Raw genomic sequence first — 12746 nt, forward strand, 5'->3', positions numbered from 1 at the left:
AGTCGAAGGACGTGCCGCAGGCGGAATCGCTTGGGGCATGCACTTCGACAGGCTCAGTGCGAACGATTTATTGGTGGGCAGTGTTTTTCGGGGCATTGTCTTTCAGGGCGGAGTGACATGAGCGCGCAGGCGCTGGCCCTTCCTGCCGTGCGCGGTCGTCTGACCACAGACGCGCCGCTGGCGCCGCTCGTCTGGTTCAAGGCGGGCGGGGCGGCGGAATGGCTGTTCGAGCCGGCCGACATCGATGATCTCTGCGATTTTCTGGCGAGCCTCGATCCGGCGACGGCGGTCATGGGGCTGGGGCTCGGCTCGAACATGATCGTGCGCGACGGCGGTGTGCCGGGCGTGGTGGTGCGGCTCGGCAAGGCGTTCGCCAGGGTCGAGCGGCTCGATGCGACGACGCTGCGGTGCGGCGGCGGGGCGAGCGGCATCCTGGTATCCTCGACGGCACGCGATGCGGGGATTGCCGGCATCGAGTTCCTGCGCTCGATTCCGGGCGCGGTCGGCGGCTTCGTCCGCATGAATGGCGGCGCTTATGGCCGCGAGGTGAAGGACATCCTCGTCGCGTGCGACGTTGTGCTGCGATCGGGCGAGCGGCGGACGCTGGTGCCGGCCGATCTCGGTTACAGCTATCGGCACAGCGAACTGCCCGAAGGCGCGATCGTCGTCTCGGCGACCTTCCGGGGCCAGCCCGGCGAACCCGCCGCGATTGGCGCGGAGATGGACCGCATCGCCGCCGAGCGCGAGGCGTCGCAGCCGCTGCGCTCGAAGACCGGTGGATCGACCTTCAAGAATCCGGACGGCCACAAGGCCTGGGCGCTGGTCGATGCAGCCGGCTGCCGGGGCCTGACCGTCGGCGGCGCGCAGGTCTCCGAAAAGCATACCAACTTCCTGCTCAATCTCGGGTCTGCGACCTCCGCCGACATCGAAGCGTTGGGCGAGGAGGTCCGCCGCCGCGTGAAGGCGCACAGCGGCATCGAACTGGAATGGGAGATTCAACGCGTGGGTGTGGCAAAGTGAGCGGGGCATCGATCATCCTCCCCTGGAAGGGGAGGGGGACCGCCGCGCGTAGCGCGGTGGCGGAGAGGTGTCGCCCTCTCGTCACGCCCAGCGCCCGCCACGAGCGCTGCCACCCCTCCGTCACGCCTTCGGCGCGCCACCTCCCCTTGCAGGGGAGGATGTGATGGTGAAACCCCTCCACGTCGCGGTGCTGATGGGCGGCTGGTCGGCCGAGCGCGAGGTGTCGTTGACCTCGGGCCGGGGCGTCGCCGCCGCGCTCGACACGCTCGGCCATCGCGTCGTCGCGATCGACATGGATCGGGACGTCGCCGCCAAGCTTGCCCTCGCGGCGCCGGACGTGGTGTTCAATGCGCTCCACGGCACGCCCGGAGAGGACGGCTCGGTGCAGGGCCTGCTCGATATCATCGGGCTGCCCTACACCCATAGCGGCCTCGCCACCTCGGTGATCGCGATCGACAAGGAACTGACCAAGCAGGCGCTCGTCCCCCATGGCATCCGGATGCCGGCGGGCAAGGTCGTCGCCAGCGAGAGCCTCTATGCCGGCGATCCGCTGCCGCGCCCCTATGTGCTCAAGCCGGTCAACGAGGGCAGCTCGGTCGGCGTCGCGATCGTCACCGATGGCGGCAATATGGGCAACCCGATCGGCCGCGACAGCGAAGGCCCGTGGAAGCATTTCGAGCAACTGCTCGCCGAGCCCTTCATCCGCGGCAAGGAACTGACCGTGGCCGTGATCGGCGGGCCGGAGGACGGCCAGGCGCTCGCCGTCACCGAGCTCAAGATCGACAGCGGCTTCTACGATTACGACCATAAATATACCGACGGCATCACCACCCATGTCTGCCCGGCGGACATCCCCGAGGACGTGGCCGCCGCCGCGATGCGGATGTCGGAGGCGGCGCACCGCCTGCTCGGCTGCAAGGGCTGCTCGCGCTCGGACTTCCGCTGGGATGACGAGCGGGGCGTGGACGGGCTTTATCTGCTCGAGGTCAACACCCAGCCCGGCATGACGCCGCTGAGTCTGGTGCCCGAGCAGGCGAAATATATCGGGATGAGCTATGAAGCGTTGGTCCAGCGCCTTATCGATGAAGCGCTGAAGGGGGAATAGGCGTGACCGAACGGGCGCGGATCAGGCGAGGGGCTCAGCCCCGCTACCAGCGGGGGCCGGCCGTCGCGCGGCGTGGCGCGCAGGCGGCGAACGCGCGCGCCAAGAAGGTCACCGGCCGCGCGCTGGCGACCTTGCCGATGCAGGCCGATACGCTCCGCCAGTTCGGCCGCAGGCTGTTCGCGGTGGTGATGGCGCTGCTGCTGATCATCGGCCTGCTCGTGCTGCGCGTGCCGCAGATGATCGGCACCCAGATCGGCGAACTGGTCGGCCTCGCCGGCTTCTCGGTGAAGCGCGTCGAAATTCAGGGCATCCATCACATGGACCGGCTGCCGGTCTATTCGGTCGCGCTCGACCAGAAATCGACCGCCATGCCGCTGGTCGATCTCGGCGAAATCCGCAACAAGCTGCTCGCCTTCGGCTGGGTGCAGGATGCCCGCGTCTCGCGCCGCCTGCCCGATACCCTGCTGGTCGATATCGTCGAGCGCCAGCCCGCCGCGATCTGGCAATATCAGGGCAAGCTCAACCTGATCGACAAGGATGGCGTGATCCTCCAGCCGGTCGATCCGCAGGCGATGCCGGAGCTCCCGATCGTCGTCGGGCCGGATGCCAACACCCAGGCGACCGCGCTCACCCAGCTGCTCGATGCCGCGCCGCGCCTGAAGCCGATGTTTGCGGGCGCGACCTGGATCGGCGATCGCCGCTGGGACGTGCGTTTCAATTCCGGCGAGACGCTGGCGCTGCCCGAAGGCGAGGAGGCCGCGAAGGCCGCCTACGCCAAGTTCGATCGCATGGACCAGGCGGCCAGCCTGCTCGGCAAGAGCTTCGTCCATTTCGACATGCGGATTCCCGGCAAGTTCGTGGTGCGCGTCACCGCCGAACCCGGCCATGAGATCGCCGATCCCACCGACAAGCCCGCCACCCCGCCGACCCCGGCCGGGCAGGACGCCGTCTGACCCGATGGCGCAGGGGCGTTCCGACAAGCTGATCACCGCGCTGGATATTGGTTCGTCCAAGGTCTGCGCGCTGATCGCGGAGAAGACCGAGAGCGGTGAACTCAACGTGCTCGGCACCGGCCAGCGCGAGAGCCGGGGCGTGCGCCGCGGCTATGTCGCCGACATGGAGCGCACCGAGGTGGCGATCCGCGAGGCGGTGGAGCAGGCCGAGCGCATCGCCGGCGTCAACATCGAGGATGTGTGGGCGGGCTTCTCGGCGGGCGGGCTCGTCAGCCGTGTCGCCTCGGTCGAGGTCGAGCTCGGTGGCCACCGTATCGAGCAGAGCGATATCGACGATCTGCTCGATGCCGGACGCAACTCGATCGATCCCGAGGGGCGCATGGTGCTCCACGCGCAGCCGACGCTCTACACGCTGGACGATGTGCGCGGGGTCAAGAAGCCGCTCGGTCTCCATGCCGACAAGCTCGGCGTCGACATCCATGTCGTCGCGGCGGATTCGTCGCCGGTGCGCAATCTCGATCTGTCGGTGCGCTCGGCGCATCTGGCGGTGAAGGCGATCGTCGCCTCGCCGATCGCGACCGGGCTGGCCTGTCTCAGCGACGAGGAGCGCGAGCTGGGCGTCGCGCTGGTCGAACTCGGGGCAGGGGTGACCAACGTCTCGCTGTTCGCCGGCGGGATGCTCGTCGGCTTGGCCGCGATCCCCTATGGCGGGCAGGACATCACCGACGACATCGCCTCCGCGTTCGGCACGCGCCGCTCGCAGGCGGAGCGGATCAAATGCTTCTACGGTTCGGCGACGACCAGCCCGCGCGACAATCATGACATGATCGACGTCGCGCCGATGGCGGGGCTGGAGGAAGGCACCGAGGCGCAGCGGATCACGCGCGCGCAGCTGATCTCGGTCATCCGCCAGCGGCTCGACATCCTCTCCGGCGAGATTGCGGCCGCGCTCAAGCAACTCGGCTTTGCCGGGCCAGTCGGGCGGCAGGTGGTGCTGACCGGCGGCGGCGCCGAGCTGAAGGGCATTGCCGACTATATCCAGGGCGTGCTCGGCCGGGCGGTGCGGATCGGCCGCCCGCGTGGGCTGCTGGCCTTGCCGGAGGCGCATGCCGGGCCAGCGTTTGCGACCATGGCGGGCCTCGCCCTCTATGCCGCATCGAACCCGGTGGACCTGCGCGGCAGCGATCCCGGTCGGCTGGACACGCCGCGATCGTCTCCGACAGGCCTCGTTCACCGGCTGATTGCGGCGTTCCGGAGCGGATATTGACCGGCCGAACGCAAAAACATGTGGATTATTAGGTTTTTCACGTGCTTCCGGGTCACGGATTTGGCAGAATCACGCTAGGGCTGGCATCGCCCGCGCCGGGGGCCACAAGGAGTTGAGGGATGAGCATCGAATTCGTGCGGCCTGAGGTCGATGAGCTGCGGCCCCGCATCAGCGTGATCGGCGTCGGCGGCGCGGGCGGCAACGCCATCGCCAACATGATCGCCGCCGAGGTGCAGGGCGTCGATTTCCTCGTCGCCAACACGGACGCGCAGGCGCTCAACCATTCGCCGGCCGAACGCCGCATCCAGCTCGGCCTGCGGATCACCCAGGGGCTCGGCGCCGGATCGCGCCCGGAAATCGGCCGCGCGGCAGCGGAAGAGACGCTCGAGCAGGTCGAGAAGGCGCTCGACGGCGCGCATATGTGCTTCATCGCGGCGGGCATGGGCGGCGGCACCGGCACCGGTGCGGCGCCGGTCATCGCCAAGGCGGCGCGCGATCGCGGCATCCTGACGGTCGGCGTCGTCACCAAGCCGTTCAGCTTCGAGGGTGCGCGCCGGATGCGTTCGGCCGAGGCCGGCATCGAGGAGCTTCAGAAGCATGTCGATACGCTGATCGTCATCCCCAACCAGAATCTGTTTCTGATCGCCAACCCGAACACCACCTTCAAGGAAGCGTTCGTCATGGCGGACGAGGTGCTCCAGCAGGGCGTCCGCGGGATCACCGACCTGATGGTGATGCCGGGCCTCATCAACCTCGATTTCGCCGACGTCCGCTCGGTGATGGGCGAGATGGGCAAGGCGATGATGGGCACCGGCGAGGCATCGGGCGACAATCGCGCCATCGAGGCGGCCGAGAAGGCGATCGCCAACCCGCTGCTCGACGGCGTCAGCATGAAGGGCGCCAAGGGCGTGATCGTCTCGATCACCGGCGGCGAGGATATGCGCCTGATGGAGGTCGACGAGGCCGCCAATCATATCCGCGAGCTGGTCGACGCCGACGCCAACATCATCTGGGGTTCGGCGTTCAACAATGATCTCGACGGCAAGATCCGCGTCTCGGTCGTCGCGACCGGCATCGAGGCCGTCGAAGGCGCGCAGGCGGAGCCGGCCAAGGTGTTCAGCTTCCCGGCCGCCAAGCCGCGTTCGGAAGCGGCGCCCGCGCCGGTCGCACCCCCGGTGACGCCGCAGGCGATCACGCGCGCACCGGAGGCCCCGGCTGCGGAGGACTCCGCCGAGGCGCCCGTTTCGGAGGATGACAGTGACGAGCTGATCCTCGGCAGCGATACCATCCTGACCCCGCCAGTGTCTCCGAACCCGCTGCCGCCGCAGGCGACCTCGATCGATGCTGGCCCGGCACCGTTGCCGCGTGCCAACCGCGCCGCGCCTGCCGCGCAGCGCGATGGCGGCGGCACGCTGTTCGAGCGGATGTCTTCGATCGCGCGCGGCGCCCAGAAGGCGCAGGTCGACGAGGATCAGCCGGCCAGCCGCAAGGATGCGCTGGATCTTCCCGGTTTCCTCAACCGGCAGAACAACCAGTAAGAGCGCCGAAAGGCGTAAACGCGCCGATCGGTATCGCTTTGACAACAGATGGAGAGGCCCTGAAACCCAGGAGGTTTCGGGGCCTCTTTATGTCGGTACGGCGGGATTGCCTCAGGCGGCCCGCACATCGTCCAGAAAGGCGAGGACGCGCTTCATCAGGCCCTCGGACGATGTCGTGAGCGATTGCGCGGTGCGCTCCATCTCGCTGGCACCGGCCGCCGCCAGCCTCGCGGTCTGGTGGATGGCCCCGGCGTTGGACTGGATTTCCTGGCTGCTGGTGGCGGCCTGATCGGCGCCCTCCGCAATCTCGATGGTCATCGCACGCTGGGCCTGCACCGTCGTCTCGACGGTCAGGGAGATGCGTTCGACGCCGCTGATCACGCGCTCGATGCCGTCATTGCCGGCCACGACCTCGGCGACGGCGGTGCGCACGTCGATCGCGTGCCGGGCGATTTCGACGGCGGCTTCGCGGGTCTGGCTGGCGAGGCCGCGAACCTCGTTGGCGACGATGCCGAAGCCGCGCCCGGATTCGCCCGCCCGCGCGGCCTCGATCGTGGCGTTGATCGCGAGCATGTTCACCTTGGAAGCGAGCGCGTCGATCAGGCCGGTGATGGTCTCGATCGAGTTGGTCGACTGATAGAGGGCATCGGCGCGCCGGGCGCTGACCGTGACCAACGCCACCGCCTCCTGCGCGGCGGTCTTGGCCTGGATCGCCTCGCCGTGCAGCACGTCGAGGGCCGAGGCGAGATCGCCGCTGCTCGTCGCCACCATGCGCATCACGGAACTGGTCTGCAGCGCGGCGGCGGCAACGAGACTGGCGCGCTGCTCGGTCGCTTCGCCGCGCTTGGCCGTCGCCGTCGCGGTATGACCGAGATCGTCGGCCACGCTGGTCAGGCCGGAGGCAAGCCGGTCGATATCGACTTCGAAGGCCATTCCGGCTTCCCGCAGCCGATCGAGATCCTGTTCCCGGCGATGGATGCGATCGAGTTCATAGGCGCCCGCCGCAGCGACCAGCGCGCGATTTTCGATCAGCCCGACATAGCGTCCGTTGCGGGTGACGATCATGCCCTCCTGGCCGCCGGCCTGGGCATAAACGGCGAGCAGAGCGCCGAGATCCTGCCGGCTGTCGACCGTGGGGCAGGGCCGGACCCGCTCGATCAGCGTCCGCCCGAAGCTCGGATTGCGGAGCAGGGCGTGCCCATAAGGATTGAAGAGGATCTGGCGGACGTCCTCCTCGAAGATCGCACCGACCGGCGCGCCCGTGTCGGTGAGCACCGGCAACAGGCGCAGATCCGGGTTGCGCTGGAACAGCGTGATCGCATCCGCAGCGGAAGCGCCGATATGGATCGCGAGATCCATGCTGCCGGGCTTACAGAGTTGTTCGACGCTCGGCATGGGAAGAACCAGGGACAAGGGGCCTCAATCACGTAACGCAGTAACTGGGCCTTCCTCTAGGACGCCAATGGTAAACGGCATCTTGGGTTTTCTTTACAGTTTCGTGAAAATGCCCAAAAATCAGCGACTGGCGACACGCACCCCGTCGCCGGCCTGCCATGCGATGACCGCACGCATGTCCGCATAAGCGAGTTGCGGTGCGGCCGGTGCGGCTCCAGTCGGCCTTGCGGCAGCGAGCTCGGTCTTGTCGCCGGCGTTCCACCGGGCCAGCGCGACCTTATAGTCGTCGACCTGTCGATAGGTATCGAGGAACGGCGCTTCCAGCTTGGGCAGGGCGGTTGCCGCGAAGGTTGCGAACTCGCCGGTCGGAACCGCGGCCGCCTGTGGACCGATCTCGTCGGCGACGGCGCAGAAACCGGGCTTGGCCGCCGGTTGCGAGAAGAAATTATAGAGCCGGGTCATGTAGGCGTCGTGTGCGCTTTGCCAGTTGCCGCCGGCCTTGCGGAAGCGTGCTTCGACGGAGGTGTTGGCGGCGGCGAGCACGGTCTTCTGGCGGCTCAGCATCGCGTTATAGGCCGCGACCAGCGCGCCGTCGGCGGCGCTGCGGCAGCCGATCGCCGCGACGTTGAGCGCGGCGCGGACATGCCATTCGGTCTGGATCGGATCGATGCCGTAGTTGATCGTTCGATAATGGCCGTCCGCCGTCGTCGCCGGGGGGACGATGGCGGTGAGATTGGCAGCCAGCTGGGGTTTCGGCGCAAGGACGGTTGCCGGCGCCGTCTCGACCGCGACCGGGTGGTGGTGCGAGCAGGACGACAGCAGCAGCCCCGCCACCAACGTCCATTGGCGTCGCCGTTGCGGCTGGCTGCGCGCGAATCCCGTCATAACCGTCTCGTCCTTCATTCTGGACGGGCATTGTCGGGCGAAGAGGTAAAGATGTGCTTAACCATCCGGCCGACGCTTCGGCGCTCACCGTCGGTGGTCCGGCGTGGCGGGGCGCGACGCCTCTTGCGCCCGCCCGCATCCTCGCCCAAAGCCTTGCACCATGCCGACCTTCCCCCCGCCCGGTCTGTTGCGCCGGCTGCCGATCTTCGCCCTGCTACTCTCCGTCGCGCCCGCCGCGCTGGCCCAGTTGCCGGCCGGTGCCGTCGTCCAGTCGCTGCCGAAGAGCGATGATCCGGCCGAATTGCTGGCGCAGGCGCTGCGCACGCTCGCCACCGAGCCCGCCAATCTGTCGGCGCTGACGGTCGCCGGCCACAATGCGCTGGCACTGGGCGATCCCAATGCCGCGGTCGGTTTCTTCGGCCGCGCGCAGGAAATCGCGCCGCGTGACGGTGCGATCAAGGCCGGGCTGGGGTCCGCCCTCGTCCAGCTGGAAAAGCCGCAGGATGCGCTGCGCCTGTTCGCCGATGCCAGCCGGCTGGGCGTGCCCGATGTCGATATCGCGGAAGACCGGGGCCTCGCTTATGATCTGACCGGCCAGCAGAGCCTCGCCCAGCGGGATTATCAGACGGTGCTCGCCGTGCATCCCGAAGACGAAGCCGTGCGCCGCCGGCTCGCGCTGTCGCAGGGGATATCCGGCAACAAGGCCGGGGCGATCGCCACGCTCGATCCGCTGATCCGCAAGCGCGACATCGCCGGCTGGCGCGCGCAGACCTTCGTGCTGGCGATGAACGGCGACGCCAAGGGCGCCGGTGACATCACCCGCATCATGCTGCCGCAGCAGGCGGCGATGCTGCAACCCTTCCTGGTCCGCCTCGCGACGCTGTCGCCGGCCGACAAGGCGCGCGCCGTCCATTTCGGCGAGATGCCGGCGACGGGCACCACCTACACGCCGACCCAGGTGGCGAGCGTGGACACGCCGGCCACCTATGCGTCCGCGCCGACCAGCGCCCCGAGCAGCGATCTCGCCCCGCTGAAGCGCACACCGGTGCCTGCGGCTGTGGCCAAGCCGCAGCCGCGCCGCACCGTGACAGCATCCTCCGCGCCGATACCGGCCACGCCCGCCACCACGACGCCTGCCGCCACGACGTCTGCCACCACGACGCCCGCCGCGCCGCTGGCAGGTATCGCTCTGACGCCGGCCCAGACGGCCGACCAGGCACCGGCCCATGCGACCGGGGTGCCCACCGGCCCGCAGATCGCGCAGGCCGCGCCCGTGCCCCCCTTGGAGGCCGCCCCGGTCGCGGCCCCGGTCGTCGCATTGCCGACGCCGGCCGTGCAGGGCCATTATGATCTGCCGCACGATGCCGCCACGAAGAGCGGTACGCGCGCGGCACGACCTTTGCCTGCGCCCGTGAAGACGGTGGGTACGCCGGTGGTCCATGGCCGAACCGTTGCAGCGGCTGACGATGATGCGATCGACGGCAAGATGAAGGGATCGGTCGCCGCCAAGTCTAGGATCGCCGCCATCGATCATGACGACGACGATGCGGTGAAGACCAAGGCCCGGGTCCATGCCAAGGCCGACGCGGACGACGACACCGATACCGACGCGAAGGCGAAGAAGGGGACGACCAGGACGCCGGACGAGGATTGCGCCCCCGTGCCGAAATCCCATTCGCGCAGCAGGGCGAAGGCCAAGGCCAAGGCGGCCAAGGCTTCGGTGCGCTGCGAAAAGCCCGTATCTACCGACGACGCCGATGCAGCACCGGCCAAGGCTCGGAAGGGCAAGGGCGGCAAGGATGGCAAGGACGTCGTGGCCAAGGGCAAGAAGGCCGATGCTGATGCCGACGACGGCAGCAGCGCCGGCCGGACAGCGAAATCGTCCAAATCCGACAAGCCCGGGTCCGACAAATCGGCCGCCGAGCGCATCTATGTGCAGGTCGCCGGGGGCGCCAACAAGGACGACATGGACAAGGCGTGGGCGGACGTGAAGAAGAAGGCGCCGGTTCTGATGAAGGACCATAAGCCTTTGACGACGCCGCTCAGGGCGACCAATCGCCTGCTCGTCGGCCCGTTCAAGACCGAGGACGAGGCACAGGCCTTCGTCAACAAGATGGCGGCCAAGGGGCTTTCCGGCTTCACTTTCAAGAGCGGCAAGGGGCAGAAGGTCGAGAAGATCGACACCGCCCCATGATCGCGCTTTATGCCGCCGATCCGGCGGCCAGCCGTGGGCGGCTCCACGAAGAGGCCGGCGGCGAGACGCGGGGCCCCCGCAACGCCTTCCAGCGCGATCGCGACCGGATCATCCACGCGATCGCGTTCCGCCGGCTGCGCCACAAGACGCAGGTGTTCGTCGCACCCGATGGCGATCACTTCCGGGTCCGGCTGACCCATAGCCTGGAGGTCGCGCAGATCGGCCGCACGATCGCACGCGCGCTGGGGCTGGACGAGGATCTAACCGAGGCGCTGTGCCTCGCCCATGACATCGGCCATCCGCCGTTCGGGCACGCCGGCGAGGACGCGCTGAAGGCGGCGACGATGGCGGCCGGCGGCTTCGATCACAACGCCCATACGCTGCGCATCCTGACCCGGCTGGAAAGCCCCTATCCGCGCTGGGACGGGCTCAACCTGACCTGGGACATGCTGGAGGGGCTGGCCAAGCATAATGGCCCGGTTCGCCATCCGGGCTGGGCGCTGGCGGAAGCCGATGCGGCGTTCCCGCTCGAACTCGGCAGTTGGCCGAGCCTGGAGGCGCAGGTCGCCGCGATCGCCGACGATATCGCCTATGACAATCACGACATCGACGATGGCCTGCGTGCCGGCCTGCTCGATCTCGAGGCGCTGTGTACTGTGCCGCTGGTCGCGGATCGCTGGCGGGCGGTGACGGCGCGGCATCCGGATTGCATCCAGCCCGATCGCCTGCGCCGCGAACTGGTGCGCGATCAGATCGGCGTGATGGTCAACGACGTGATCGAGGAGAGCCGGCGCCGGATCGCGGAGAGCGGTGTGGAGACGGTGGCGGACGTGCGCGCGGCGGGCCGCCAACTTGCCGGCTTCTCGGCGGCGATGGCCGCCGACGAACGCGCGCTCAAGCGCTTCATGTATGCCACGCTCTACCACAGCCCCTCCCAGTTGGAGGTGGCGCAAGCGGCGAGGGCGCTGCTGGCACGGCTGTTCGAGGCCTATGTGGCGGAGCCGGCGCTGCTACCCGAGGAATGGCGCGCCACGCTGCCGGACCATGAACCGGATCGCACCCGCCACATCGCCGATTTCATCGCCGGCATGACCGATCGCTACGCCATCGCCCGTCACCGCGAGGTGGTCGGGCCGGTGGCGATGCCGGAGGGGTTCTGACAACCGGCGAGACGCGCCCGGATGCCACGTTTCGCTTGAGGTGATGGGCGATCTGCGGCACCCCTCGCCGCCATGATCGTGCGCGACTCCCCCAGCCTGGCGGACAGCCTGTTCGCATTTCGTGGCTCGATCCTGCCGTCGATCGCCGGCAAGGTCGTGTCGATGTTGCTGGTATCGATCGCGGCGGTGCTGCTGACCCGCTGGCACCCGTCCTGGCTCACCGGCGTGAGCGCGATGCCGTTCACGCTGATCGGCCTCTCCATCTCGATCTTCATGAGCTTCCGCAACAGCGCGAGCTATGATCGCTGGTGGGAAGGCCGCAAGCTGTGGGGGCAGTTCGTGATTTCCGCCCGGTCGTTCGCGCGGCAGACGGCGCTGATCGACCCTGCCGAGCGCAGGCCGCTGCTGCTCGGCCTCTGCGCGGTCGCCGCCGGGCTGGCGGCACGGCTGCGTGACGAGGACGAGGTTGGTGCGATCGCCGCGAGGATCGGCGATGCGGCCGCTCCCGGCTCTCCCAATCCGACCGACGCCGCGCTCGCCGCCGTCGGCCGGGCCTGCACCATGCTGATGGCTGAGCGGCGGATCGATCCGATCCACTATTCGGTGCTGGAAGCGCAACTGACCGAGATTGGGCATGTTCAGGGCGGGTGCGAGCGCATCAAGGCGACGCCGCTGCCATTCGCCTATTCGCTGCTGCTCCATCGCACCGTCTATCTGTTCTGCCTGCTGCTGCCGTTCGCGCTCGCCCCGGCGCTGGAATGGTGGGCGTTGCCGCTGGTGATCATCATCAGCTACGCCTTTTTCGGGCTGGACGCGCTGAGCGACGAACTGGCCGATCCGTTCGGCCTCGATGCGAATGATCTGCCGCTCGACGCGCTGGTCCGCTCGATCGAGCGCGATCTGCTGGCCGCTCTGGGCGATGAACAGCTGCCGCCCCCATTCCAGCCGGAGCGCTACCGACTGCGCTGACGGGGCGGATCGGCGTCAGCGATGATCCTTCGACGATCACATGCTCTGTGAACGGAGCGCCCAAAAAAAAAGCCCCGCCGAAGCGGGGCCGAGGTTCGGGTAGGCGACCGTAAGGGGGGGACGGTCGCGTCCATCTGCTGAACGTCGCAGTCCGGATAAGGCTCCCCGATTTTTCCGCAGCGCACAGTTTTTGCCGATTTCCGGAACGGAACGACATCGGATGGCGCAGCCAGGCCGCCACGGCTGTCGCGAATCCGTCA

General features: G+C 68.3%; 10 protein-coding genes. 8 read left to right on the forward strand and 2 right to left on the reverse strand.

Annotated features, from left to right (window positions below; all coding sequences use genetic code 11):
- Positions 1-117: 117 nt before the first annotated feature.
- The 5 genes from murB (at position 118) to ftsZ (ending at position 5883) form a co-directional block, all read left to right on the forward strand.
- The gene (gene murB / locus PBT88_RS04480) at positions 118-1020 is read left to right on the forward strand and encodes a UDP-N-acetylmuramate dehydrogenase (protein WP_270078024.1); all 903 of its coding nucleotides are present in this window, start codon (positions 118-120) and stop codon (positions 1018-1020) included.
- A 163-nt stretch (positions 1021-1183) separates the two neighbouring features.
- Positions 1184-2125, forward strand: a complete 942-nt coding sequence (locus PBT88_RS04485; RefSeq protein WP_270078025.1) for a D-alanine--D-alanine ligase — start codon at positions 1184-1186, stop codon at positions 2123-2125.
- A 2-nt stretch (positions 2126-2127) separates the two neighbouring features.
- On the forward strand, positions 2128-3078 hold the full coding sequence (locus PBT88_RS04490; protein ID WP_270078026.1) for a cell division protein FtsQ/DivIB: 951 nt from the start codon (positions 2128-2130) through the stop codon (positions 3076-3078).
- 4 nt (positions 3079-3082) lie between these two features.
- Positions 3083-4345: a cell division protein FtsA gene (gene ftsA / locus PBT88_RS04495; RefSeq protein ID WP_270078027.1), complete on the forward strand. Its 1263-nt coding sequence runs from the start codon at positions 3083-3085 to the stop codon at positions 4343-4345.
- A 119-nt stretch (positions 4346-4464) separates the two neighbouring features.
- Positions 4465-5883, forward strand: a complete 1419-nt coding sequence (gene ftsZ, locus PBT88_RS04500; protein WP_270078028.1) for a cell division protein FtsZ — start codon at positions 4465-4467, stop codon at positions 5881-5883.
- A gap of 111 nt (positions 5884-5994) precedes the next feature.
- On the opposite strand, the gene PBT88_RS04505 is transcribed toward ftsZ, so the two are convergent.
- Together PBT88_RS04505 and PBT88_RS04510 are read right to left on the reverse strand one after the other, a co-directional pair.
- The gene (locus PBT88_RS04505) at positions 5995-7278 is read right to left on the reverse strand and encodes a methyl-accepting chemotaxis protein (protein WP_270078029.1); all 1284 of its coding nucleotides are present in this window, start codon (positions 7276-7278) and stop codon (positions 5995-5997) included.
- A gap of 120 nt (positions 7279-7398) precedes the next feature.
- On the reverse strand, positions 7399-8163 hold the full coding sequence (locus PBT88_RS04510; RefSeq protein WP_270078030.1) for a hypothetical protein: 765 nt from the start codon (positions 8161-8163) through the stop codon (positions 7399-7401).
- 160 nt (positions 8164-8323) lie between these two features.
- Here PBT88_RS04510 and PBT88_RS04515 point away from each other — a divergent pair, with 160 nt between their 5' ends.
- The 3 genes from PBT88_RS04515 (at position 8324) to PBT88_RS04525 (ending at position 12486) form a co-directional block, all read left to right on the forward strand.
- Positions 8324-10357, forward strand: a complete 2034-nt coding sequence (locus PBT88_RS04515) for an SPOR domain-containing protein (protein ID WP_270078031.1) — start codon at positions 8324-8326, stop codon at positions 10355-10357.
- Entirely contained in the window at positions 10354-11517 is a 1164-nt protein-coding gene (locus PBT88_RS04520; protein ID WP_270078032.1) for a deoxyguanosinetriphosphate triphosphohydrolase, read from the forward strand. Before PBT88_RS04515 ends, PBT88_RS04520 begins: the two co-directional genes overlap by 4 nt.
- Positions 11518-11589: 72 nt before the next feature.
- Positions 11590-12486 carry a bestrophin family protein gene (locus PBT88_RS04525; RefSeq protein WP_270078033.1) on the forward strand — a complete coding sequence of 299 codons (897 nt, stop codon included), beginning with the start codon at positions 11590-11592 and terminating at the stop codon, positions 12484-12486.
- Positions 12487-12746: the final 260 nt, after the last annotated feature.

Origin of the sequence: Sphingomonas abietis (assembly GCF_027625475.1) — a bacterium.
Classification (GTDB): domain Bacteria; phylum Pseudomonadota; class Alphaproteobacteria; order Sphingomonadales; family Sphingomonadaceae; genus Solisphingomonas; species Solisphingomonas abietis.

Coding starts and splice junctions, on each gene's coding strand:
- murB (WP_270078024.1), top strand. CDS start 118: ATGAGCGCGCAGGCGCTGGCCCTTCCTGCCGTGCGCGGTCGTCTGACC.
- PBT88_RS04485 (WP_270078025.1), top strand. CDS start 1,184: ATGGTGAAACCCCTCCACGTCGCGGTGCTGATGGGCGGCTGGTCGGCC.
- ftsA (WP_270078027.1), top strand. CDS start 3,083: ATGGCGCAGGGGCGTTCCGACAAGCTGATCACCGCGCTGGATATTGGT.
- ftsZ (WP_270078028.1), top strand. CDS start 4,465: ATGAGCATCGAATTCGTGCGGCCTGAGGTCGATGAGCTGCGGCCCCGC.
- PBT88_RS04505 (WP_270078029.1), bottom strand. CDS start 7,278: ATGCCGAGCGTCGAACAACTCTGTAAGCCCGGCAGCATGGATCTCGCG.
- PBT88_RS04510 (WP_270078030.1), bottom strand. CDS start 8,163: ATGACGGGATTCGCGCGCAGCCAGCCGCAACGGCGACGCCAATGGACG.
- PBT88_RS04515 (WP_270078031.1), top strand. CDS start 8,324: ATGCCGACCTTCCCCCCGCCCGGTCTGTTGCGCCGGCTGCCGATCTTC.
- PBT88_RS04520 (WP_270078032.1), top strand. CDS start 10,354: ATGATCGCGCTTTATGCCGCCGATCCGGCGGCCAGCCGTGGGCGGCTC.
- PBT88_RS04525 (WP_270078033.1), top strand. CDS start 11,590: ATGATCGTGCGCGACTCCCCCAGCCTGGCGGACAGCCTGTTCGCATTT.